20 protein-coding genes, 1 tRNA gene and 1 pseudogene are annotated in these 22,559 nt (G+C 60.5%); 11 read left to right on the forward strand and 11 right to left on the reverse strand.

The features are described from left to right. Positions 1-246 precede the first annotated feature (246 nt). The gene (locus tag AC13RE_RS26655) at positions 247-780 is read left to right on the forward strand and encodes a methylated-DNA--[protein]-cysteine S-methyltransferase (RefSeq protein WP_488565167.1); all 534 of its coding nucleotides are present in this window, start codon (positions 247-249) and stop codon (positions 778-780) included. Positions 781-876: 96 nt separating this feature from the next. Here the strand turns inward: AC13RE_RS26655 and AC13RE_RS26660 are convergent, their stop codons facing one another. From AC13RE_RS26660 to AC13RE_RS26680, 5 genes are all read right to left on the reverse strand, one after another. Then, positions 877-2,880: an aldo/keto reductase gene (locus tag AC13RE_RS26660; RefSeq protein ID WP_488565168.1), complete on the reverse strand. Its 2,004-nt coding sequence runs from the start codon at positions 2,878-2,880 to the stop codon at positions 877-879. 51 nt (positions 2,881-2,931) lie between these two features. Next, a complete protein-coding gene (locus AC13RE_RS26665; RefSeq protein WP_488565169.1) occupies positions 2,932-4,020 on the reverse strand; it encodes an ABC transporter ATP-binding protein in 1,089 nt (362 codons plus the stop codon). A gap of 15 nt (positions 4,021-4,035) precedes the next feature. Continuing rightward, on the reverse strand, positions 4,036-4,872 hold the full coding sequence (locus AC13RE_RS26670) for a carbohydrate ABC transporter permease (RefSeq protein ID WP_015338242.1): 837 nt from the start codon (positions 4,870-4,872) through the stop codon (positions 4,036-4,038). Then, the gene (locus tag AC13RE_RS26675; RefSeq protein WP_488565170.1) at positions 4,869-5,729 is read right to left on the reverse strand and encodes a carbohydrate ABC transporter permease; all 861 of its coding nucleotides are present in this window, start codon (positions 5,727-5,729) and stop codon (positions 4,869-4,871) included. The genes AC13RE_RS26670 and AC13RE_RS26675 overlap by 4 nt, the downstream gene beginning before the upstream one ends. Positions 5,730-5,904: 175 nt before the next feature. Next, a complete protein-coding gene (locus AC13RE_RS26680) occupies positions 5,905-7,179 on the reverse strand; it encodes an ABC transporter substrate-binding protein (protein WP_488486369.1) in 1,275 nt (424 codons plus the stop codon). Between the two features lie 86 nt (positions 7,180-7,265). Here AC13RE_RS26680 and AC13RE_RS26685 point away from each other — a divergent pair, with 86 nt between their 5' ends. Together AC13RE_RS26685 and AC13RE_RS26690 are read left to right on the forward strand one after the other, a co-directional pair. Further along, entirely contained in the window at positions 7,266-8,216 is a 951-nt protein-coding gene (locus tag AC13RE_RS26685) for a helix-turn-helix domain-containing protein (protein ID WP_488565171.1), read from the forward strand. 64 nt (positions 8,217-8,280) lie between these two features. Beyond that, a complete protein-coding gene (locus tag AC13RE_RS26690; protein WP_488565172.1) occupies positions 8,281-9,051 on the forward strand; it encodes a TIM barrel protein in 771 nt (256 codons plus the stop codon). Here AC13RE_RS26690 and copD read toward each other — a convergent pair. Next, positions 9,048-9,932, reverse strand: coding sequence for a copper homeostasis membrane protein CopD (gene copD, locus AC13RE_RS26695; RefSeq protein WP_488565173.1), 885 nt, complete (start codon positions 9,930-9,932; stop codon positions 9,048-9,050). The genes AC13RE_RS26690 and copD overlap by 4 nt on opposite strands. A gap of 350 nt (positions 9,933-10,282) precedes the next feature. Between copD and AC13RE_RS26700 the strand changes: the two genes are divergently transcribed. Beyond that, positions 10,283-11,056: a metallophosphoesterase gene (locus tag AC13RE_RS26700; RefSeq protein WP_488565174.1), complete on the forward strand. Its 774-nt coding sequence runs from the start codon at positions 10,283-10,285 to the stop codon at positions 11,054-11,056. 7 nt (positions 11,057-11,063) lie between these two features. Here the strand turns inward: AC13RE_RS26700 and AC13RE_RS26705 are convergent, their stop codons facing one another. Further along, positions 11,064-12,545 carry an NAD-dependent succinate-semialdehyde dehydrogenase gene (locus AC13RE_RS26705; protein ID WP_488565175.1) on the reverse strand — a complete coding sequence of 494 codons (1,482 nt, stop codon included), beginning with the start codon at positions 12,543-12,545 and terminating at the stop codon, positions 11,064-11,066. A 72-nt stretch (positions 12,546-12,617) separates the two neighbouring features. Further along, positions 12,618-13,889, reverse strand: coding sequence for a 4-aminobutyrate--2-oxoglutarate transaminase (locus AC13RE_RS26710; RefSeq protein ID WP_488565176.1), 1,272 nt, complete (start codon positions 13,887-13,889; stop codon positions 12,618-12,620). 221 nt (positions 13,890-14,110) lie between these two features. Between AC13RE_RS26710 and AC13RE_RS26715 the strand changes: the two genes are divergently transcribed. The 3 genes from AC13RE_RS26715 to AC13RE_RS26725 all read left to right on the forward strand — a co-directional run bounded on the left by AC13RE_RS26715 (position 14,111) and on the right by AC13RE_RS26725 (position 17,575). After that, a complete protein-coding gene (locus AC13RE_RS26715; protein ID WP_488565177.1) occupies positions 14,111-14,938 on the forward strand; it encodes a MerR family transcriptional regulator in 828 nt (275 codons plus the stop codon). Positions 14,939-15,019: 81 nt separating this feature from the next. Beyond that, the gene (locus AC13RE_RS26720; protein WP_112398639.1) at positions 15,020-15,646 is read left to right on the forward strand and encodes a ribonuclease D; all 627 of its coding nucleotides are present in this window, start codon (positions 15,020-15,022) and stop codon (positions 15,644-15,646) included. 237 nt (positions 15,647-15,883) lie between these two features. Continuing rightward, entirely contained in the window at positions 15,884-17,575 is a 1,692-nt protein-coding gene (locus tag AC13RE_RS26725; RefSeq protein ID WP_488565178.1) for a hypothetical protein, read from the forward strand. Between the two features lie 102 nt (positions 17,576-17,677). Here AC13RE_RS26725 and rpsA read toward each other — a convergent pair whose 3' ends face one another. The 3 genes from rpsA to AC13RE_RS26740 all read right to left on the reverse strand — a co-directional run bounded on the left by rpsA (position 17,678) and on the right by AC13RE_RS26740 (position 20,385). Beyond that, positions 17,678-19,381: a 30S ribosomal protein S1 gene (rpsA, locus tag AC13RE_RS26730; protein WP_132721766.1), complete on the reverse strand. Its 1,704-nt coding sequence runs from the start codon at positions 19,379-19,381 to the stop codon at positions 17,678-17,680. Positions 19,382-19,561: 180 nt separating this feature from the next. Further along, positions 19,562-20,194 carry a (d)CMP kinase gene (cmk, locus tag AC13RE_RS26735; RefSeq protein WP_488565179.1) on the reverse strand — a complete coding sequence of 211 codons (633 nt, stop codon included), beginning with the start codon at positions 20,192-20,194 and terminating at the stop codon, positions 19,562-19,564. Positions 20,195-20,220: 26 nt separating this feature from the next. Next, entirely contained in the window at positions 20,221-20,385 is a 165-nt protein-coding gene (locus tag AC13RE_RS26740; RefSeq protein ID WP_488565180.1) for a hypothetical protein, read from the reverse strand. A 287-nt stretch (positions 20,386-20,672) separates the two neighbouring features. Here AC13RE_RS26740 and AC13RE_RS26745 point away from each other — a divergent pair, with 287 nt between their 5' ends. From AC13RE_RS26745 to AC13RE_RS26760, 4 genes and pseudogenes are all read left to right on the forward strand, one after another. Then, positions 20,673-21,053, forward strand: coding sequence for a TIGR02300 family protein (locus AC13RE_RS26745; RefSeq protein WP_015338257.1), 381 nt, complete (start codon positions 20,673-20,675; stop codon positions 21,051-21,053). 151 nt (positions 21,054-21,204) lie between these two features. Further along, a tRNA-Ala gene (locus AC13RE_RS26750) sits at positions 21,205-21,280 on the forward strand. Positions 21,281-21,465: 185 nt separating this feature from the next. Next, positions 21,466-21,704, forward strand: a pseudogene (locus tag AC13RE_RS26755) (GIY-YIG nuclease family protein). A gap of 107 nt (positions 21,705-21,811) precedes the next feature. Further along, positions 21,812-22,531, forward strand: a complete 720-nt coding sequence (locus AC13RE_RS26760) for a YoaK family protein (RefSeq protein WP_488486380.1) — start codon at positions 21,812-21,814, stop codon at positions 22,529-22,531. Positions 22,532-22,559: the final 28 nt, after the last annotated feature.

A 22,559-nucleotide genomic window follows, 5' to 3' on the forward strand; every position in this document is an offset into this window, starting at 1 on the left:
CCGCATGCTTGACGATCTGGCTTTCCGCGATTCTACACAATTCCAGCCCATTCCCCAAGCGTGCGCATGGAGGCTGCGTTATCTTGCGGCCGAGCAAATGAATCAGGAAATGCCGGGATTTTCCTACCCGTCGTCCGTTTTCGGGTGGTTGGCGACCGTCATTTGAGGTCCAATAGGGACATAAGCGCTCCATCCGAGGCAATCTCGCCCGATGCCACGAGTGCACTTCAAAGAAAGGATATCGGCATGACCAAAGCTCAAAAAAATGCGGAAAAGCAGTATGTCTATCGGATTGTGAATTCGCCCGTCGGCGCCTTGAAGCTCGTCGGCAGCGATGATGGACTTGCCGCGATCCTCTGGGACAATGATCGCCCGGGCCGCGTACCGCTGCTGATCGTCGCGGAAGACGCGAGCCATCCCGTGCTGCTGGAGACCGAACGGCAGCTGCGCGAATACTTCGCCGGCGAACGACAGGTTTTCGATCTGCCGCTCGACTTTGCCGGAACGGAGTTCCAGCAGAAGGTCTGGCAGGCTCTGCTCGCCATTCCCTTCGGCGAGACGCGCAGCTACCGCCAGATAGCGACCGAGATCGGCTCTGCAAAGGCGATCCGTGCCGTCGGCGCCGCCAATGGCCGCAACCCGATCTCGATCATCGCGCCCTGCCATCGCGTAGTGGGATCGGCTGGTGATCTCAGAGGATTTGCCGGCGGTCTCGAGCGCAAGGCCTATCTGCTGCGCCTCGAAGGGGCTGATACGAAGACATTCGATTTCGCTGCCTGATCATTTGGCAATTATCAACGACGCATATGCAAAAGGCCCATCCGGTTTCCGGATGGGCCTTTTGCATCAATAATGCCTTTGAACGATAGGCCTATCTCAGCCCTCGAGCCACTTCACCTGTTCCAGCGTCAGCTTGATGTCGAGCGCCGACAGGCTGTCTTCCAGTTCGGCGACCGTGCGCGGGCCGATCAGCGGGATCACCGGGAAGGGCTGGGCGACGACATAGGCAAGCGCGATGTGGATCGGGCTCCGGCCGAGCTTCTGCGCCAGTTCGATCGCCCTGTCGCGGCGGCCGAAATTGCGGTCGGAATACCAGACGCGCACCAATTCCTCGTCGTCACGCTTGTCGCGCCCGGCGCGGTCGGTGAAGAAGCCGCGGCCCTGGCTCGACCAGGCGAAGTTCGGGATCTGTTTGGCGTTGAGCCAGGACTTCCACTCGTCGTCGGAGGCGGCGACGCATCCGGCCCAGATCGGATCGAGCATTTCCGCCAGCGAGAAGTTGTTGGAAAGTGCAGCCGGTGCCGTCTTGCCGTTCTTCTGAGCATAGGCGATCGCTTCGTCGAAGCGGGCGCGCGTCCAGTTCGAGCCGCCGAAGATGCCGCGAATGCGGCCAGCCTTCACCTCGGCGTCCATCGCATCGACGAACTCGCCGACCGGAACGTCGGTATTGTCGCGGTGCATGAAGTAGATGTCGACATAGTCGGTCTTCAGGCGGTTAAGGGATTGGTCGAGCTGCTTGGCGATCACGTCCGGATAGCAAAGCGGCGAATGCGCGCCCTTGCCGATCAGCACGATCTCCTCGCGCGGCACGTTGCGGCTGGTGTGCCAGTCGCCGAAAATGCTCTCCGTCTTGCCGCCACCATAGACATAGGCCGTGTCGAAGGCATTGCCGCCGGCTTCATAGAAGGCGTCGAGCGTCAGCGAAGCGGCTGCGAAATTCGGGAAGAACTCGAAGCCGAGCGTGACGAGCGATGCCGGCTTGGAGATGCCGGGAATGCTGCGCTTCGGAATGCTGTTGCCCTTGGTGACGGTCGCGCCGGCGATGTTCTTCGTCCGCTTTGCTGCCTTCTCGATGCTATATTCGAGGCCGATCGAGGCGCGCCATTGGTCGAGCACCTTGAGGTTGCCGATCGAATCGGCCCAGCTGATGCCAGGATAGGCGAATTCCTTTTGTCCGGCGTGAATGGCATCGCCGGCCGCATCGACTTCGAAGGAATAGAGCCAGCGATCTTCCTTGACCTCGATCGTCTGGGTCTCGCCGCCCTTGATGACGTCGATCTTGCCGACGCCGCCCTTATGGCCGGAGGCGAACCAGAAGTCGGCGACTTCGATGCGACCTTCGGAGCCGATGATGCGCAGCGTGTTGTCCTGGTTCGCCATGATCGAGCAGGACACTTCGGCAATGACGTTGTTCGGGAACTTCAAGACGGCGGAAGCCCATTCGTCGACGCCGGTCTGGCCGAGATGGCCGACGCCCGAGACCTTTTCAGGATCGAGGAACGGCTTGCCGTCGACCGCACCGGCGATCAGGCGGGCCATAGAGACCGGATAGCCGCCGACATCGAGGATGCCGCCGCCGGCAGTCTCATTGGCAAACAGCCGGTGTTCCGGATTGACCTTGCCCATGTTGAAGCCGAAGGAGGTACGGATGATGCGCAGATCGCCGATCACGCCGCTTTTGACGAGCTCGATCAGTTTCGCCGTCTGTGGATGGACGCGATACATGAAGGCTTCGCCGGCGAAGACACCGGCTTTCTTGGCCTCGTAATAGATGGCCTCCGCATCGAAGGCGGAAAGCGCGATCGGCTTTTCGACGAGCACATGCTTGCCGGCGCGGATCGCCTTGATCGCCCATTCGGCATGGCCGGTGTGCGGCGTGGCGATATAGACGGCGTCGATCTCCCTGTCGGCGAGCAGGGCTTCATAGCCATTGACGATGCGCGCGCCTGGGAAGCCGTCGCTCAGGCCCGGCTTGTCCGGGTTGCGGCTGCCGATGGCCACCAGCTTGCCGCTGCGGGAATGGGCGATACCTTCGGCAAAAGTCTGTGCGATCCTGCCGGGGCCGATAATGCCCCAGCGGATTGGTGTCTCAGTGGTCATGGAACGATCCTTTCCTAAATCTGCATGCTGTCTTGGGAGTAAGGGCAGCGCCTACCGCAATCGGTTGCCGGCGCTGTCGAACAGGAATGTCTTGGCGGCCGATAGCGCCACGGTGAGCTTGTCGCGATTGCCCGTGTTGCGGGACTCCTCGCGCTCGATGACGATCTGCTCGCCGCCTTCGACATTGGCGTAGATGTAGCTGGTATTGCCGAGATGCTCTGCGACATCGACATCGACGGTCATGTCCACATCACCCCGTCCGGCCTCGAGGAAATGTTCCGGGCGGACGCCAAGCGTCACCGGCTGGCCGACCTCCAACTTTGCCGAGGAGACGGGCAATGTCAGGCGAACGTTGCGCTGACCCTTGAGTACCACGGCGACGCGGCCCTGCTGATTGTCTGCGACCTCGGCCTGCAGGAAGTTCATTTTCGGCGAGCCGACGAAGCCGGCGACGAACTGATTGGCCGGATCGTCATAGAGATCGAGCGGCGCGCCCACCTGCTCGATGTTGCCGCCGCGCAGCACGACGATCTTGTCGGCGAGCGTCATCGCTTCCGTCTGGTCGTGCGTGACGTAGATCATCGTGGTGCCGAGCTTCTTGTGAAGGCGGGAGATTTCCACGCGCATCTGCACGCGCAGTTCGGCATCGAGGTTCGAGAGCGGCTCGTCGAACAGGAAGATCTGCGGTTCACGCACGATGGCGCGGCCGATGGCGACGCGCTGGCGCTGGCCGCCGGAGAGCTGTTTCGGCCGGCGTTGCATCAGCTCTGATATCTGCAGGATCTCGGCCGCCTGCTTGACGCGACGGTCGGTGTCGGCCTTCGGATTGCCGTTCATACGCAGCCCGAAATTGAGGTTCTGTTCGACGGTCAGGTGCGGATAGAGGGCATAGGACTGGAAGACCATGGCGATGCCGCGATCGGCCGGCTCCACATCGTTGACGACGCGCCCGCCGATCTTGAGTTCGCCGCCGGTAATGTCTTCAAGCCCGGCGATCATGCGCAACAGCGTGGACTTGCCGCATCCGGACGGCCCGACGAAGACGACGAACTCGCCGTCCTTCACCTCGAGATTGGCGCCGTGGATGATTTCCAGCGAACCGTAGCGTTTGACGACATTGGTAAGAGACAGTTCAGCCATACGGGTCTCCCGGAATTATTTGATTGCGCCGGCGGCAATGCCGGCGATGAAGTGGCGTTGCAGGAGAACAAAGATGATGAGGATCGGCGCCGTCAGCATCACGGCACCGGCCATGATGCCGCCCCAGGAGACCCTGGTGAGGCCGATCAGCGTTCCGAGCGCCACGGGCGCGGTCATCATTCCTGGCCGGGAGTTGATGAGCAACGGCCAGAGATAATTGTTCCAGGAAGCCAGGAACAGGATGATGGCGAGTGCCGCCATCGTCGGCCGCGCCAGCGGTAGGGCGATGCGCAGGAAAATCTGCCATTCCTTGACGCCCTCGACGCGGGCGGCGTCAAAGAGTTCGCCCGGCATCATCGAGAAGGCCTGGCGCATGAAGAGGACGCCGAGCGAGTTGAAGAGCGGCGGAACGATCAGCGCTACCCACGTGTTCGCCAGCCCGAAATCGCGTGCCACCATGATGAATTGCGGAATGATGACGACGGAGTAGGGCAGCGTGATCGTGCCGAGGATGATCCCGATGACGCCCGAGCGACCGGCGAACTGGTAGCGCGCCAGCGCCCATCCGGCCATCGACGTCAGCAGCACAGACAGGCAGGTATAGACGACGGCAACGACGATGGAGATCGTCATCGCGCCGACGAAGTTGGTGTCGGCCTGCAGGTTCCGGAAGTTGTCCATGAAACCAGTCGACGGTGTCAGGACGATGCCGGGGCTGAAAATGCCGTAATCGGGCATGGTCGAGAAGACGAACATCATCCAGATCGGAAACAGCCAGATGATGGCGAGCGGCGCCAGCAGGCCGTGCAAGGCGATCGAGCGGATCAGAGTGGATTTGGACTTTGATTTCATTTCGGTTCGCGCCCCACCCAGAGATTGAGAAGAGAGATGGCCACCGCAAGCGCCGCCATCGTATAGGCGATCGCAGAGGCGTAGCCGAAGTTGGTGGACTGGAAAGCCTGGCGATAGAGCAGCAGGCCGAGCGTTTCCGTCCCGCCGCCGGGGCCTCCTCTATTGGTGATCAGATATGGTTCGGTGAAGAGCTGCATGGTGCCGATGACGGACAGGACGACGCAGAAGAGGATGATCGGCTTTAAGAGCGGCAGGGTGATGTGGATGAACTGCTTGAAGCGGCTGACGCGGTCGAGGGTCGCGGCCTCGTAAACATCCTCGGGGATCGACTGCAGCCCGGAAAGAATGATGATGGCGTTGTAACCCGCCCAGCGCCAGGTGACGGCGATAACGATGAGTACCATTGCGACATGCGAGTCGGCAAACCACGACACCGGCGCTATGCCCACGCCGCCGAGCAGCTTGTTGATGATGCCGAAGTCGACGTTGAACATCAGGCGGAAGACGGCGGCATAGGCCACTTCTCCGACAACCACGGGCGCGAAGAAAGCAAAGCGAAAAATGCCACGCGCCTTCAGCAGCGGCGAATTCAGCAGCACCGCCATGACGGTGGCGAGCGTGATCATGACCGGCACCTGAACGATCAGGATGATCAGCGTATTTTCAAGCGCATTGTAGAATGCCGGATCGCCGAACAGCCGCCCCCAATTGAGCGACAGATTGAAGGTCCAGGGATTAGCCCGGGTATTCTGGAACGATATCAGGAACGAATCGATGATCGGCCAGACCCAGAAAGCGGCGAATACCAGAAGATAGGGTGCAAGGAACGCATAGGCGCTCCGGTTTCGCAACCGCATGAAAGCCTTCTCCTTTAGCGCAGGAAAATGATGCGTGACATCACATCCCCGCCGCCCCTAGAGCGTGACGCCGAAAAATGTAGGCGGTTTTCGGACGACGTCACGCGCTACTTCTTTGATTCTAGGGCGGCGGGGATGCCGGGCGCGGCTTGGGAGGCACGCCCGGTAGTGTCACTCATTTCGCGAGCGGCAGACCTGTCGCCGAAGCGATCTGCTGGGCTGCATCGTCGAGCGCGGCCTTGCCATTCGGATAGCCGCCAGCGAGATATTTCGTCTGGACAGCCTTTATGACCTCATCGGCATCACTGAAATACTGGGTGCCCGGGCTCGGGTTGATTTTCGGCAGGGTGGCGAGAATATCGGCCCAGACCTTTTGCCCGCCCCAATAGGGCTGCGGCTGATTGACGAAAGGATCTTGGACCGCCGTCAGCAGCGACGGCACGAGGCCGAAGGATTTTAGCATGGTCACCTGGCCCTCATTGGTGCCAAGTGTGTATTCGAGAAACTTCCAGGCGGCTTCCTTGTGCTTGGATCCGCTGGCGATTGCGAGCGACGAGCCGCCAAGATTGGCTGCGTGCGGGCCGTCGGCTGTCATGCTCGGCATCGGGTAGACGCCCCATTTGCCGGCAAGATCCGGTGAGGTGGAGCGGACAGTGCCTTCATACCAGCCGCCATAGAGCTGCGACGCCACCTTGCTTGCCGTGTTCGCCTGGATTTTCTCGTTCCAGTTCGCGGCGCTCATCAGGCCCGCGTCCTTGATTTCCTTTACCTTCTCCAATGCCTTGACGCAGCCGGGCTGATTGACGGTAATGTTTTGGCTGTCACCTGAAAAATACCCACAGCCCTGTTCATTGGCGAGCATGCGGAACCATTCGGTGTCGCCGTTGAGATCGGCCTGCGTCATGATCACGCCCGGATTGGCGGCGGAGATCTTCTTGCCGGCGGCGATGAAATCGTCCCAGGTCTTGATCGTTGCCGGATCGACGCCTGCTTTTTCATACATGTCGCGGCGATAGAACATGGTGACCGGACCGGAATCCCATGGCATCGCATAGGCAGCATCGCCGACCTCAAGCTCGGCGCGCTTGAAATCCGGGAACTGCTTCTTCAGCTCATCCTTGTAGCCGAGTTTCGTGAGATCGGTCAGGCAGTCCGGAAAGCGGTTCCAGAAGATCGAAGCCTTGTGGTTTTCGATCGACACGACGTCGGGCAGCCCATCGCCGCCGGCAGCGCAGGCGGCCAGCATCTTGTCGAAGACCCCTGGGTTGCCGATGTCTTGAACCTCGACCTTGATGTCAGGATTTTTCTTATTGAATCCCTCGACCGTCGACTTCAGGGCCGACGCGGCGATGTTCCAGCTCCATACGGTGATGGTGGTTTGCTCAGCAAAGGCAGAACCGGAAGCAAGCAGGGCAGCAAGTGCCGTCGCTCCAGCAAGTTTTAAACGCATTGAAAATCCTCCCTTTTCAATTGCCGTCCTCAGTAGAACACGCTTAAACTATCCGCCGGTACGCTTCTGTCTCCTAAAAAGGGAACATGGACTTGGCGAAAAGTAAGGTGGGTCAACGGGCAGTTTATCAGCCGGGTGCAAGCAGTGTCGAAGGGCTCCCAAACGTCCTGCAGATGTTTCATAACCAGCCGTTGCCGATGGCAAAGCCGCATTGGCACGCACAGGTGGAAGTCAATTACATTGTCCGCGGGACCGTGCACTACCGCATAGGCGATCACGAGCTTACTTTGCGAGCCGGTGAGATCTGTCTTTTCTGGGGCGGCCAGCCGCATCAGCTGGACGAACTGTCCGACGATTCGATCTATGCCGGCGCGCATCTGCCGCTCGTCCATTTTTTCCGCCTGCGGCTGCCGCTTGATATCTCCGGCCGCCTCATTCGCGGACAGGCATTGATAAGCTCGGCGACAGATGCCGCCGATGACGAAAATTTCGCCCGATGGCACCGCTATGTCATGTCCGGCGACGGTGCCAAGGCGGAACATGCCGTCGCGGAACTCCTGCTGCGTTTGGAGCGCATCGCCTTCGAGCCCTATCGCATGGTTCCGGAAAAGACTGGGAATGCGGCCAATGACCAGGCTCATCCGCAATCTTCGCGCAGCCTCGCGCGAATGTGCGATTTCATCGCCGATAATTTCCTCCATGACATCGATACGGTTGACATCGCCAAGGCGGCTCACCTCCATCCGAAATACGCAATGAACCTCTTCAAGAAATCCACCGGCATGACGCTGGCCAAATATGTGAACCTGCTGCGCCTTTCGCGGGCGCAGGCGATGTTGATGTGCGACGGCGCCAATGTTCTGCAGGTCGCCATGGATAGCGGCTTTGGCTCCATCAGCGCTTTCAACAAGTCCTTCCGCCATATTGCCGGGATGTCGCCTTCCGATTTCCGCCGTGATATGCGCGTGCTCTCAGCAGTGAAGGTAGAGGCCATCAAACCTTCGATGCCGCGGCTGCCACAGCAGTATCATCGCTAGAGAGGCTTGCCGTTGCGCATGATCTCGCGCATTGCTCCTGACCAAATCGAGGGAGGAGAATCTCATGCGACAGTTTTCGGCCTGTATCGAGTGGTTGTTTGCGCGCGATGGCGATGTCTTTGCCGATCGTGTCCGGCTGGCACATGCGGCGGGACTCGATGCGGTCGAGTTCTGGCACTGGACGAACAAGGATCTGGACGCAATTGCAGCTGCCGTCGCCGAAACCGGCGTCCCGGTGTCCGGTCTCGTCGCGGAGCCGATGATTGCGCTGACGAATCCGGCAAACAAACAAATTTGGCTGAAGGGACTGCAGGAGTCCGTCGTTGTCGCCCAGCGCCTCGGCGCGCCAGTTCTGATCGCGCAGGCCGGCGATGATCTGGCGGAATTTTCCCGCGCCGAGCAGCGCGCGGCCATCGTCGCTACCCTTCGCGCCGGTGCTGACCTTCTAGAAGGCTCCGGCGTCCGGCTCGGCCTTGAGCCGCTGAATACGAAGATAGACCATGTCGGCTATTACCTGTCTTCGACGGCGGAGGGCCTTGATATCGTCGATGAGGTCGGCCGTCCGGAAATAGGCATTGTCTACGATCTCTATCATTCGGCCGTCATGGGCGAGGACACGCAGCAGGTGATCGGCGATCGCATCGACCGCATCGTCCATCTCCATGTTGCCGATCATCCCGGCCGCAACGATCCCGGCACCGGCCATATCGATCTGGCGGAACGGCTGGATTGGCTGTACGCCCAAGGCTATCGCGGCAGGGCGGGCCTGGAATACAAGCCGACGACACAAGATCCGGCGGCCGTTCGTTCGGTCGTGAAATCGCTCGGCGGCTAGACTGGCTCCATCATGCCAAAGACGGCAACCAGCGCGATGACGATAATGCCGATCACGATCTCGGAGATACCGCCGAGCCGGAGGGCTAGCAACGCCCGGTCCGGCTTGCGGCCGATCCAGGGAACGAAGACGTAGCGGTTGATGATCGCCAATACGGTCATGACGGCAACCAGGGCGATCTTGATGGCAAGCAGCTTCTGATAGGACGAAGACCAGTCCGTCGGCAGCCGTTTCAGGATCAGCAGCGTATTGACGATACCGGAGAGGATGACGAGCGCGACCGCAACATGACCGGCATTGGAGAACCGGCGCAGCGCGAGTTGCGCTTCCGTCCTATATTCCGGCCGGCCGAGAAGCTTAAGGATAGGGATCAGCGGCACCAGCGCCCCCAGCCAGCCGCCGCCGGCAAGCACGTGCAGGATATCATTGGCCCGATGCACCTGCTGCATCCACCCCTCCAGCATCGAGGCATGCCCAGTCAATGACAGAGAGGCAAGGCCAATGCCGGCGCCCAGGGCCAGCCCGTGGCGGCGCCAGTTCTGTGGCGGCAGCAAAGCGCAAATCATCACGATGGCCGCCAGCATCTGCGCCTGCCAGGCGAGCCCGACCGTGGTTTCGAAAGCCACTTCATGGATCATGCCGGCATCGAGCGCATCGCTCCAGCCATTGCCGATATCCGCCGTCGTCACCGGCAGCGCGGCCAGTGCCGTTAAAACCGCAACCACGGCAATCAGCACAAACGGTCTCGCAATCATGCGCCAAACGGTGTCAGCAAGTGCTCTTGGTACGAGGAGAGAGAGATAGGCGCATGCGCCCCATAGAAGCATCAGGGATGCATCATGCAGAAAGCGGCAGAGTTGGAGCGCTATCGTCGTATCCATCAGGGCTTCACGATAAGTTTACAGTCGCCATGAATGGGACGTTCCAATTTGAGGCGGCAGCCCGTGCCGAGGCCCCCAACTTCTGGGTTTCCAGGGTTGACGGCGGAAGGTCTCGCGCCAGCGTGGGTAGCGCGATAAGATTGCGGATACGCACTGTCAACTTTCTCCATGCATAAAGGTGCCGTTCGGGACGCTTTGCCGCAAGGCGGGTTGGTGCTGCAGGTTCGGTCCTGCTGCCAGAACCGTCACCAGCGATAATTTCCGCCTTTCTGGCAAAGAATCGTCGCTTTTGAGTTCTTTTTGCAGACACAGTTGAGGCGTTCCGGGGTGTGCGCTCGAAAGGCAGTTTCATGGCGGCGTCCAGGATACGCGAAAAAATGACCAATGGCTTCGGCCATCGTCGACGCCGGGAATGGCTCGAACACCTCGACATGCCCACCTACGTCATCGGCGATGTCCACGGCCGTTACGATCTCCTGAGCGCACTGGAGCGCAAGATCTTTGCCGACGCGGCGGGGCTTCCCGGCCGAAAGCTCATCGTCATGCTGGGGGATTTCATCGATCGCGGTCCTGCCTCGGCGCAGGTCGTCAGTCGCCTGATGGCGCCGCCGCCGAACGGTTTCGACCGCATCTGCCTGACCGGCAATCACGAGATGGCGATGCTGTCCTATGTCGACGGCGAGATATCGCTTGAGGATTGGGTGGCGCTCGGCGGGGATGCGACGCTTGCTTCCTATGGCGTGGATATCCCTCGTTTGCAGCAGCTATATCCAAAGCGGAAGAAGCTCGATACCTTTATCCGAAGCTGGCTGCCAGAGGATCACGTTGATTTCCTGCGCCGACTGCCGATCCTGCTGGATACGCCAGAGGTGCTATTCGTCCATGCCGGCATCGATCCGGATCGGTCGATTGCCGATCAGCAAGACGACGACCTCGTCTTCATCCGCTCGCGCTTCTACGACAGCGCACAGCCGCTGCCGAAGCTGATCATCCATGGCCATACACCGATCCAGCAGGCCGAAGTCAATGGTCTCAGGCTCAATCTCGATACCGGCGCCTTTTACACCGACCGGCTGAGCGCGGCCCGCCTGTGGCAGGGCCGCATTCATATCACCTCAACCTGATAGCCGGCTACAGATTGCCGATGCAGAGATACTTCATTTCGAGATAGTCGTCGGCGCCATGGCGCGAGCCTTCACGACCGAGGCCGGATTGCTTGATGCCGCCGAAGGGTGCCGTCTCTGTCGACATCAGGCCGGTATTGATGCCGACCATGCCGTATTCCAGCGCTTCCGCCACGCGCCAAACCTTCTTGAGGTCACCGGCGAAGAAATAGGCGGCGAGGCCGAATTCGGTGTCGTTCGCCTGGGCGATGACATCCTCGACGGTGTCGAAGCGGAAGAGCGGTGCCACCGGCCCGAATGTCTCCTCGCGGGCGACCTTCATGCTCCGGTCGACGCCAGTCAGGATGGTCGGCGCGAAGAAGGTGCCGACGCCTTCGATGCGCTTGCCACCTGCCACGACGCGAGCACCCTTCGAAACGGCATCCCGAACATGGTCTTCCGCCTTGGCGACGCCCTGTTCGTCGATCAGCGGCCCCACGGTTACGCCCGGCTTGAAGCCGTCACCGACGGAAAGTTCGCCCACTTTCGCGGCGAGCTTGGCGGCAAAGGCGTCGTAGACACTGGATTGCACATAGATCCGGTTGGCGCAGACGCATGTCTGGCCGGCATTGCGATATTTCGAAGCCATGGCGCCTTCGACGGCTGCGTCGAGATCGGCATCGTCGAAAACGATGAAGGGCGCGTTGCCGCCGAGCTCAAGGCTGACTTTCTTGATCTGGTCGGCGCACTGGCGCATCAGGATGCGGCCGACTTCGGTCGAGCCGGTGAAGCTGATCTTGCGCACCTTCGCATTACCGCAAAGCTCGCGGCCGATCGCCGGGCCATCGATGCCGACGATGATGTTGAGGACGCCTGGGGGAATGCCTGCCTCCTCGGCAAGCACGGCAAGCGCGATCGCCGTCAGCGGCGTCTGTTCGGCCGGCTTCGAGACCACGGTGCAGCCGACGGCCAGCGCCGGCGCGATCTTGCGGGCGATCATGGCCGCCGGGAAGTTCCAGGGCGTGATCGTGCCGACGACGCCGACCGGCTGCTTGATGACGACCATGCGCTTGTCGTTGGAGGGGGCGGGGATGGTTTCGCCATAGATGCGTTTAGCCTCTTCCGCATACCATTCGACATAGGAAGCGGCGTAGAGAATCTCGCCTCTGGCTTCAGGAAGCGGCTTGCCCATTTCGGCGGTCAGGATTGCCGCCAGCTCATCGGCATTGGCGATCATGAGATCGAACCATTTCCGTAAGATTGCTGCCCGCTCTTTAGCCGGACGGGCGGCCCAGGCGGCCTGGGCGATATAGGCGGCATCGATGGCTGCGGTCGTCTCGGCGGCGCCCATATCGGGCAGCGAGGCAAGCACTTCGCCGGTGGCGGGATTGACGACATCGAATGTCTTCGTTGCCCCGCCAGCCGTCCAGGCGCCGTTGATATAACCGGCGGCGCGCAGGAAGCGCGAGGAGAACGGCACATGCTTGGTCATTGCTGTTGTAAAGGACATGCTATGCACTCCGACAGGTTTCACCCGGCTGGCCGCGCGGGCGGATAATTAAGAAAATGCTGATGGCGGCGATTAGCGGGCGGCGCTTGCCTGCAGCAGCGATGCCTCGAGAATGTCGAGTGCTTCGCTGAAGACGCCGTCCTGAATGGTGATCGGCGATAGGAAGCGGATGACATTGCCGTAAACACCGCAGGTCAAAAGGATCAGGCCCTTGTCGAGCGCGATCAGCCGCACCTTGTTGGCGAAATCCGCGCTCGGCAGCTTCGTCGTCGCGTCGTTGAATTCAACCGCATTCATGAAGCCGGGGCCGCGGATATCGACGATTTCGGGTACCTTGTCGCGCAGCGATTCCAGTCGCTGTTTCAGGCGTGAGCCGAGCTGATTGGCGCGGTCGCACAGACCCTCGTCGGCGATGACGTCGAGCACCGCATGGGCTGCGGCGATGCTGAGCGGATTGCCGCCATAGGTGCCACCGAGGCCGCCTGGAGCGGGTGCATCCATGATTTCGGCGCGGCCGGTGACGGCGGCGAGCGGAAAGCCGCCGGCAAGGCTCTTTGCCATGGTGACGAGATCGGCCGCCACCTCATGGTGGTCCATCGCAAACATCTTGCCGGTGCGCGCAAAGCCGGTCTGCACCTCGTCGGCGATCAGGAGAATGCCGTGCTGGTCGCAGATCTCGCGCAGCGCTTTCATGAAGGCGGCTGGCGCGGGATAGAAGCCGCCTTCGCCCTGCACGGGCTCGAGGATGATCGCGGCCACACGCTGTGGATCGACATCGGCGGCAAACAGCTTCTTCAGTGTCGCCAGCGACTGCTCGACACTGATACCGTGCAGCGGCACCGGGAAGGGTGCATGGAAAACATCGCCCGGCATCGGGCCGAAGCCGATCTTATAAGGTGCGACCTTGCCGGTCAGCGCCATGCCCATGAAGGTACGGCCGTGAAAGCCGCCGCCAAAGGCGATGATGGCGGAGCGGCCGGTGGCGGCGCGGGCGATCTTGACGGCATTTTCGACCGCTTCGGCACCCGTCGTCACGAAGATCGTCTTCTTGGCGAAATCGCCGGGAACGATCGCGTTCAGCCGCTCGGCCAGATGCACATAGCTCTCATAGGGTACGACCTGATGGCAGGTATGCGTGAAGCGGTCGAGCTGGTCCTTGACGGCGGCAATCACGCGGGGATGGCGATGGCCTGTATTCACCACAGCAATGCCGGAAGCGAAATCGATATAGCGATGCCCTTCCTTGTCCCAGATCTCAGCATTTTCGGCACGGTCAGCATAGATCTGCGTCGTCATGCCGACGCCGCGGGAAATGGCGGCGTTCTTCCGCTCGGTCAAGGTCATTGCAGTGGCTCCCACAAGGTGTTTTCGAATTATCTTGCAGAAGTTCTGCAAGTTATTTACAAAACTCCTACATTTTTCCTGTAGGATTTCAAGCGGGATTTTGTGAGAGAGACAAGAATGAGCCGAAGGCGGGCAGAAGGTTGCAGCTTTCCTTTAAGGCGCGCTAAGTCGTTTCATCCGTGCTAAACGGATCGAAAAACGATAACCAGGGATCTTGGCGAATGAGCAGCATCGAGCCGGAGCGATATCCGGTGCGCTACAAGGTGGCGGAAGCGGCGCGTCTTGCCGGCGTGTCGGCCTCCACGCTGCGGCTATGGGAAAGCCAGGGGCTTGTGGTTCCCTCCCGCTCCGAGACCGGGCACCGGCAGTACAGCGCCGAGGATGTGGCGCGATTGAAGCGTATTGCATGGTTCCGCGCTGAACGTGGCCTCAATCCTGCAGCGATTCGCGAAGCGCTCGACACGGAGGAAGGGACTGCCGGTCTTGAAAATGGTGAGCAGCTGGCCTCCTCCGATATCGGCCGCAGGCTCCGGTCACTGCGCCATGCCGCCGGCAAGACACTGGAGCAGGTCGCCGCCGACATGGGCATGACGTCCTCGACGCTGTCGACCCTGGAACGCACCTCACAAGGCGTCAGCTTCAAGACCCTGCATGATCTGGCTGATTATTATGGCACGACGGTATCGCGCCTGTCCGGCGAGGAGCGGGAGGATGCTTCCGCGCTCGTCCGATCCGGCGAATGGCGTGCCTGGCCGGCAACGACGCCGGGCGTCACTGTCCAGCTTCTCGCCGAAGGACGGACGATGATGGACTGCCATCGCTTCGTGCTCGCACCTGGTGCGACGAGCGAGGGTGCCTATCGCCACGAGGGCGAGGAGTTCATCCATGTTCTCGCCGGTCACCTGGAGCTGGTGCTCGACAGCGACCAGTTCTTCGATCTCCTGCCAGGCGATTCCCTTTATTTCGAAAGCCGCCGCTATCATTCCTGGCGCAATCGCCATGATGGTGAGACCATATTGCTCTGGATCAACACGCCGCCGACATTTTGACCGGCCGGTATGGTTCTCATCCTCTCCGTTCTATAGAACGGACGAAAAGCGAATTCAGAACGACAGAGCCGGGAGAATCTCATGGCTGCCACCATCCGCTATCATGAAGGCGATATTTCTACTGAGGATGCCGCCCGCTACACCGGCGCGATAGCCATCGACACCGAAACTCTCGGCCTCGTCCCACGCCGTGACCGACTTTGCCTCGTGCAGCTTTCGCCCGGCGACGGCACGGCTGACATCATCCGCATTGCGGCTGGCCAGAAGCAGGCCCCCAATCTCGTTGCCATGCTGGCCGACCCGACGCATCAGAAGATCTTTCACTATGGTCGCTTCGACATCGCCGTGCTGTTTCACACCTTCGGCGTCACCACGACACCGGTCTTCTGTACCAAGATCGCCTCGCGCCTCTGCCGTACCTATACCGACCGTCACGGCCTGAAGGACAATCTCAAGGAGATGCTCGAGGTAGACATCTCCAAGGCGCAGCAATCGTCCGACTGGGCGGCGGAAACGCTATCCCCGGCGCAGCTCGAATATGCCGCATCCGACGTGCTTTATCTGCATGCCCTGCGTGAAAAGCTGACACAACGCCTGCTGCGCGATGGCCGCATGGACTATGCGGATGACTGTTTCGCCTTCCTGCCGACGCGCGCCAAGCTCGACCTCCTTGGCTGGGAAGAGGCGGATATCTTCGCGCATAGCTGATTGCTTCGCTTGCAGCGCGAAATCCAGGGGCCAGTGTCGCGGAAGTGGCATTGGCCCTTTTATTTAGGGATCTGTTAAGGATTCGACTGCTATTTTGCGGATGATTTCCAGTTCTGCGCGTTCGCGCCTCGTCAGTTCGGTCATCCGGCGCTAGGAAATCCACAGGCCGCATGAGCGGACCTCGATTGAACCTGCTTCCCGCTTCCATCGTCGTCTTGCCAGATAAAGGAGCATGTCATGTTGCTTCCCGTTGGTGCCGTGTCCGCTGTGGGTGTGTCCGTTGAGAAGCCGATTGCCGCGACGGCCGAGACCTCTGGGCTTCAGACGACGGCAACGCCGCTCGCCGTTCTATCGAGCACCGTCAATGCCAGCGTCGAGGGAAAGTTGAACATGTTGCTGGTCGCGGCCCGCGAACGCATGCTCGACAGCCTGCTTTCCGCGATCGATGCCGCCAGCAAGGTGGTGAATGTTTCCCGTGAGCCGGGCGAAAGCAATACCGCCTATGCGCAACGTATTGCCGCCGCAATCCGCAGCCTGACGCCGCCGCAACTCGCCGCCGCGCAGCAGCGGATGGATGCGCAGATGAGGACGCCGGTATCCTTGCCGCTTCTGGCAGCGGCATTGCAGGATCCGGAAAGCCCGCAGGCGGTGCAGCTGGCTCTCCGCCTGGAGCAGGCGTCGGTCACCGAGCCGGACGCCGTCCTGAAGGCGGTCGTCAATTCCTATGGGCAGAATGCCGGCAAAGTGGAAACGCCAGCTGCGCAGGGACCGACATTGGCTCCGCTGCAGAAGGTAGCCGATCTGGCCGCCCAGGCAACGGCACTCGCAGCTGCCGCAGAAGAACCGGCCTCCGCTATGCCCGCATCTGCGCCTGCGCCGGTCACACCACCGACGGCTCAGCCTGCTGCACAGCCGGCACCTGCGGCGCAGCCGACGCCACAATCGGGCATTTCCGTACAATCTCAATCCGCGCCGGCTGCTGCCCAGGCGGCTCAAACACAGACGGTTGCGCAAAACGCTACCGTCGCCGCCCCGCAAGCCGCGCCTGCCAGTAGCGGTGCCGCTGCCCCTGCGGCCGTCACCGTCCAGCCTTCCGAGCTCGCTTCTCTTGTCGATGATTTGACCGCGAGCGTGCTGCTGACGGCGATCGCCGCCGAAGCCGAACTACCGACCGAAGTCGCGCTGATCCGGTCGCCGCTCGCGCCGCCGCCGGTGCCGCGCGATATCCAGCAGATAGAAGCCGACATCAAACAGGGCCTGCAGGTCGTCATCAGTCCGCCAGCGATGGCAACCAGTTCCGATCTTCTTCAGATCATCAACAATCCCTCCTCTTCCGTCGAGAAGATCATCGCCCAGGCGCTGACCGGCAATACCGCGGCGCAGGCATCGTCCACGCAGCCGACGGCCGTCCATGAAGGTCTCAAGAGCCCGGTCGCGGCGGCGGCCATGCCGGTGTTATTGGCGGAAGGATCCGAAACATCCGGTGCTCTCGCCATCGCTTCCGGCAAGCCGACGTTGCAGACGTCGCCTGTAACGCCGATGGCGGTGTATGAGGCTGCGGAGCAGGCGACGATGTCGGCATCCCTGCCGCTCGGCGTTCCCTTCGTCGTGGCGAATTATTTACCGGCAGACACCCCCGCCAAGAACAGCGAATCGAAATTGCTCAATCGCGTCGATCCCGTCGGCGATGAGGAGGGCGGACAAGCTCAGGACGAGGAGAGCCGGCAAGGTCAGGATGAAGAGCACGCCGATGCGGAGGAAGCATCGGCAAAGTCAGAGGGCGAGGCATCTGACGAAGCGGAAGCTGGCCCGGCCTCCGCGAGGGATGATAGCGTCAGGCCGGAGCTCGTTGCCTTGCCGCAGCCTCTGCGCGACCCTCTGCACGACCATGCCTTCGATTTCTACCAGCGCATGGTCGCCTGGGAATAGCCGGCTCGCAGCAGACAGGCGGCACGGGCACCGCATAGTGGACAAAGAAAAACCCGCCGGATCGCTCCGGCGGGTCTTTTGTTTCCAGGCTTCGACCGAAGATTATTCGGCGTTGCGGTTCTTCAGAGCCGCACCCAAGATATCGCCGAGCGAAGCGCCCGAGTCGGAAGAACCGAACTGAGCAACGGCTTCCTTCTCTTCTGCGATTTCCAGAGCCTTGATGGACAGCATGATCTTGCGGTCCTTCTTGGAGAAGTTGGTGACGCGAGCGTCGACAACCTGACCAACCGAGAAACGCTCAGGGCGCTGCTCGTCACGGTCACGCGACAGATCGGCGCGGCGGATGAACGAGGTGATGTCTTCGTGGTTGACGAGCTTCACTTCGATGCCGCCTTCGTTGACTGCGATGACTTCGCAGGAAACGACTGCATTCTTGCGCAGGTCGCCGGAAGCTGCTGCTTCGCCGACTGCATCCTTGCCGAGCTGCTTGATGCCGAGCGAGATGCGTTCCTTCTCGACGTCAACGTCGAGAACGACAGCCTTGACGACGTCACCCTTGTTGTACTCTTCGATGACCTGCTCGCCCGGACGGTTCCAGTCGAGGTCGGAGAGGTGAACCATGCCGTCCACATCGCCGTCGAGGCCGATGAATAGGCCGAATTCGGTCTTGTTCTTGACTTCGCCTTCGACTTCGGTGCCAGCCGGATGGTTGCGGGCGAATGCTGCCCACGGATTTTCCAGCGTCTGCTTCAGGCCGAGCGAGATACGACGCTTGGTCGGATCCACTTCGAGAACGACGACTTCGACTTCCTGGCTCGTGGACAGGATCTTGCCGGGGTGAACGTTCTTCTTGGTCCAGGACATTTCCGAAATGTGGATGAGGCCTTCGATGCCCGGCTCCAGCTCGACGAACGCACCGTAGTCGGTGATGTTCGTGACGGTACCGGAGATCTTCTTGCCTTCCGGATACTTGGCCTGGATGCCATCCCACGGATCGCTCTCGAGCTGCTTCATGCCGAGCGAGATGCGGTGGGTTTCCTGGTTGATGCGGATGATCTGTACCTTGACCTGCTGGCCGATGGACAGGATTTCCGACGGATGGTTCACACGGCGCCATGCCATGTCGGTGACGTGCAGCAGGCCGTCGATGCCGCCGAGGTCAACGAACGCACCGTAATCGGTGATGTTCTTGACGACGCCGTCAACAACCTGGCCTTCTTCGAGGTTCTGAACGATTTCAGAACGCTGCTCGGCACGGGACTCTTCCAGAACCGTACGACGCGAAACGACGATGTTGCCGCGGCGCTTGTCCATCTTGAGGATTTCGAAGGGCTGCGGGTTGTGCATCAGCGGGGTAACGTCGCGGATCGGACGGATGTCGACCTGCGAACGCGGCAGAAAGGCGATAGCGCCATCCAGATCGACGGTGAAGCCGCCCTTGACCTGGTTGAAGATGACGCCTTCGACGCGCTCGCCAGCTTCGAACTTGACTTCGAGCTTGATCCAGCTTTCTTCGCGGCGAGCCTTTTCGCGCGACAGAACGGCTTCGCCAAGCGCGTTTTCGATACGCTCGACGTAGACTTCGACTTCATCGCCAACCTTGAGCGTGCCGTCCTTGGCGCGTGCACCGAATTCCTTCAGCGCGATGCGGCCTTCGACCTTGAGGCCGACGTCTACAACGGCGACATCCTTTTCGATGGCGGTGATGATGCCCTTGGTGACATAGCCTTCAGCCAGATCGTTCTTGGCAAAGGATTCTTCGAGAAGGGCCGCGAAATCTTCGCGAGAGGGGGAAGTTACAGACATAAAATCTCCTGGCGTGTCCCGATCATGCAATCTGGACACTGATGCGCCGGTGGTTCGCGTTGAACAGGCCTGACCCCAGTCCGCCTCCCTTCGGGAAGCTATCCGGCGCTTGGACGGAATGTCAGGCTATCTTGAAATCGGCGGTTTCCGGCGCGAGGCGCGCGAAGGCCGCTCAAATTTTCAGGCATTTCGGCTCAGAGCGGCGTCGATGATCGATTTCGCCGTCTGAAACGCCGCTTCTATACTCATTTCTGAGGTATCTAGCAAGTGCGCGTCTTCAGCTGGTTTCAAAGGGCTGTCGGTACGTCCCATATCGCGCTCGTCGCGCCGTTTCACGTCCTCGAAAATGGCGTCGTAATCGGCGCTGCCGCCGGCGTCGACGATTTCCTCGTAGCGCCGCTTCGCCCGGACTTCGGCCGAGGCCGTCACATAGAGTTTTACCGGTGCGCCCGGGCAGACCACGGTGCCGATATCGCGGCCGTCGAGCACGGCACCTGGCGTCTTTTCGGCAAAGCGACGCTGCGCCTCGACCAGCGCCCGGCGGACGGCCGGCATGACGGCGATCTTCGAGGCGGCCTCGCCGATCTCATGTCGGGACAGAACGGCCCGGTCGAGCCCGGCGAGATCGACCTTGCGCGCCATGCCTTCGGCAATCGCTTCATCGTCGAGCGGCAGCCCGGCATCGAGCAGCGCCTTGGCCGTGGCGCGATAGGTGAGGCCGGTGTCGAGATGATGATAGCCATAGGCTTCGGCGATCCGGCGTGCCAGAGTTCCCTTGCCGGCAGCCGCTGGTCCGTCGATGGCGATGATCATGTCTTCTTCCGTCCCTAACCGGTCTCTCATTGTTTGCTGTAGCGACGCACCATTTCCGCCGCCGCCGAGCGCTCGATTGCCGAAAGGCCCTCGGCGACGCCCTGTCGGTCAACCAGCGGCCGGTTCTGGCTCACCTTCCATTTGCCGTCAATCGCTTCGATGTCGATTTTGATGCCGGCGATGCCTTTCATCTGGGTTGCGATGAATTCCGGCAGCCCATCTTTCCACGGTCTATGGCTCAGCGCGCCTGGGCCATTGCATTTTCCGGGTGAGCATCTCCTCGACGACCTCCCGCTTCGTACAGCCCTTTGGCAAAGGCCTGCCGACCACTATACTAAAACCCTATGCAAAGCGGCGTGAACTTTAGCTTTGACAGAAACGGCGGCAACGATTAAGGGGACCGGCTGATATTTCCCTTAAAACGCCGGCTTCCCCGGCATTGCCGAATTTTCATTCGGCCATTCATGAGGCTTTGACAGTGGCGAAAGCGGAACTTGGAACAAAACGTACCGACCCCGATACCGGCAAGAAGTTCTATGACCTGAACCGGGATCCGGTGGTCTCGCCCTATACCGGCAAGTCCTGGCCCTTGTCCTTCTTCGAAGAAACCTCCGCTTCCAAGGAAGTTCCGGAAGAGGATGAAGTGGCCGAAGTCGATACCGAAAACACGGAAGTCGAACTGGTATCGCTCGAAGATGCCGATGAGGCTGCAAGCGGCGACGACATTCCGGATATCGGCGATGACGATGTCGAAATCGGCGACGATGACGACGATACCTTCCTCGAAGCCGATGAAGATGAAGACGATGACGACATGAGCGACATCATCGGCGTCACCGGCGACGAAGACGACGTCTGATCTGAAAGACGATCGGCCCGGTGAAAGAAAAAATTTCCCGGGCCGAATTTTTCGGCTTGCTATCTGTGAAAACCACAAGTAATAAGCCGCCACCCCGACGGGCGAAGCGCTCGGAAGGGACCCAGGGCCGGTCAAACGGCACCATCTTGATGGGGCTATAGCTCAGCTGGGAGAGCGCTTGCATGGCATGCAAGAGGTCAGCGGTTCGATCCCGCTTAGCTCCACCAGCCTTCGCTCTCCGAGCTTCGGCTCGGCAAGTCAGTAGACGAAGGCTGTCGCGCTGAAGTTACGCAGTAACGAAAGCGGACTTTCTCCAAGCGGACTCAATGAGCTAAACTGTAAGATGGGTTTTGTACGACTGGTCGATAATGCATCGGTTGTGTCGACGTTGCTATTAGCTATCATGCGGTGCATGAAGTACGTCTATATCCTCAAAGCCATGATTTTCCTGATCGTTACTATATCGGCGTGACCGGAGACTTGAAAGCTCGTCTGGCGAAGCACAATGCCAGAGAAGTGCCTCATACATCGAAGTATGCGCCGTGGTCGGTCAAAACCTACATCGGCTTTTCCGATGAGGCGCAGGCGTTCGCATTTGAAAAATATCTCAAATCCGGATCGGGTCGCGCCTTTGCCAGGAAGAGATTGTAACCGCGCTTTGGAGAGACGTCCTCCGTTGTAAACCGGCGCTATAATCCTCCGCATCCCCCCAACTTCATGCTAACCTCCAATCCTCCGTAACTCGCCCCGAATCGCCCATGACCAGACAGCGCCGCCGTCGTCTCATCAAGACCCGCCGTACCGTGACGGGGTTTCTGCTCGTTGCCTCGATTGCCTTTCTGGCGGGCATGACCGATGCCGTCGGGCTGATGCTGACGGGCAATTTCGTGTCCTTCATGACGGGAAATACGACACGGGCGGCGATTGCCCTCGGAATGGGCGAGTTTGGTCATGCGGCGGTGCTTTTCTCGGCCATCCTGACATTCATCATCGGCAATGCGCTCGGCATCGTCATTGCCCATGCCGCGGATCGGCGAGCTTTCGTGGTGCTTGCCTGCGTCAGCATCCTTCTGGCCGCTGCCGCGGGCTTTGCGGAGCCGTCGCTGCTTCTGGTGCAGTTCTATCTGGTGGTTCTTGCTATGGGGATGGTCAATGCCACGGTCGAGCATATCGAAGGCCTGCCCATCGGCCTCACCTATGTTACCGGGGCGCTGTCGCGCTTCGGGCGTGGTCTTGGCCGTTTCCTGCTGGGGGATCGGGATTTTCTCTGGACGGTGCAGATCGTGCCCTGGAGCGGCATGATATCAGGCGCCATCATCGGCGCGCTTCTGGCCGGCGCCTTTGGCGCACACGCGCTCTGGCTGGTGTCGATGGTCGCGCTTGTCCTGGCGCTGTCGACGCTTTTCATCCCCCGTCCGCTGCAGCGCCGCTTCAATCAGCGCTTCGCGCCGCCGCCGCTGGCACGGCGGGCGAAATAGCCACATTGCAGTGCACAAAAATCTGCTA

The sequence above is a fragment of the Martinezella sp. CNPSo 3959 genome (assembly GCF_057784355.1).

Bases quoted from the DNA above. Each gene is read 5' to 3' on its own strand.
- AC13RE_RS26715 (WP_488565177.1), top strand. From the start codon at position 14,111: ATGAGCAGCATCGAGCCGGAGCGATATCCGGTGCGCTACAAGGTGGCG.
- cmk (WP_488565179.1), bottom strand. From the start codon at position 20,194: ATGATCATCGCCATCGACGGACCAGCGGCTGCCGGCAAGGGAACTCTG.
- AC13RE_RS26760 (WP_488486380.1), top strand. From the start codon at position 21,812: ATGACCAGACAGCGCCGCCGTCGTCTCATCAAGACCCGCCGTACCGTG.
- AC13RE_RS26685 (WP_488565171.1), top strand. From the start codon at position 7,266: ATGGACTTGGCGAAAAGTAAGGTGGGTCAACGGGCAGTTTATCAGCCG.
- AC13RE_RS26665 (WP_488565169.1), bottom strand. From the start codon at position 4,020: ATGGCTGAACTGTCTCTTACCAATGTCGTCAAACGCTACGGTTCGCTG.
- AC13RE_RS26680 (WP_488486369.1), bottom strand. From the start codon at position 7,179: ATGCGTTTAAAACTTGCTGGAGCGACGGCACTTGCTGCCCTGCTTGCT.
- AC13RE_RS26670 (WP_015338242.1), bottom strand. From the start codon at position 4,872: ATGAAATCAAAGTCCAAATCCACTCTGATCCGCTCGATCGCCTTGCAC.
- AC13RE_RS26740 (WP_488565180.1), bottom strand. From the start codon at position 20,385: ATGAAAGGCATCGCCGGCATCAAAATCGACATCGAAGCGATTGACGGC.
- copD (WP_488565173.1), bottom strand. From the start codon at position 9,932: ATGGATACGACGATAGCGCTCCAACTCTGCCGCTTTCTGCATGATGCA.
- AC13RE_RS26700 (WP_488565174.1), top strand. From the start codon at position 10,283: ATGGCGGCGTCCAGGATACGCGAAAAAATGACCAATGGCTTCGGCCAT.
- AC13RE_RS26720 (WP_112398639.1), top strand. From the start codon at position 15,020: ATGGCTGCCACCATCCGCTATCATGAAGGCGATATTTCTACTGAGGAT.
- AC13RE_RS26705 (WP_488565175.1), bottom strand. From the start codon at position 12,545: ATGTCCTTTACAACAGCAATGACCAAGCATGTGCCGTTCTCCTCGCGC.
- AC13RE_RS26725 (WP_488565178.1), top strand. From the start codon at position 15,884: ATGTTGCTTCCCGTTGGTGCCGTGTCCGCTGTGGGTGTGTCCGTTGAG.
- AC13RE_RS26660 (WP_488565168.1), bottom strand. From the start codon at position 2,880: ATGACCACTGAGACACCAATCCGCTGGGGCATTATCGGCCCCGGCAGG.
- rpsA (WP_132721766.1), bottom strand. From the start codon at position 19,381: ATGTCTGTAACTTCCCCCTCTCGCGAAGATTTCGCGGCCCTTCTCGAA.
- AC13RE_RS26690 (WP_488565172.1), top strand. From the start codon at position 8,281: ATGCGACAGTTTTCGGCCTGTATCGAGTGGTTGTTTGCGCGCGATGGC.
- AC13RE_RS26710 (WP_488565176.1), bottom strand. From the start codon at position 13,889: ATGACCTTGACCGAGCGGAAGAACGCCGCCATTTCCCGCGGCGTCGGC.
- AC13RE_RS26675 (WP_488565170.1), bottom strand. From the start codon at position 5,729: ATGCGGTTGCGAAACCGGAGCGCCTATGCGTTCCTTGCACCCTATCTT.
- AC13RE_RS26655 (WP_488565167.1), top strand. From the start codon at position 247: ATGACCAAAGCTCAAAAAAATGCGGAAAAGCAGTATGTCTATCGGATT.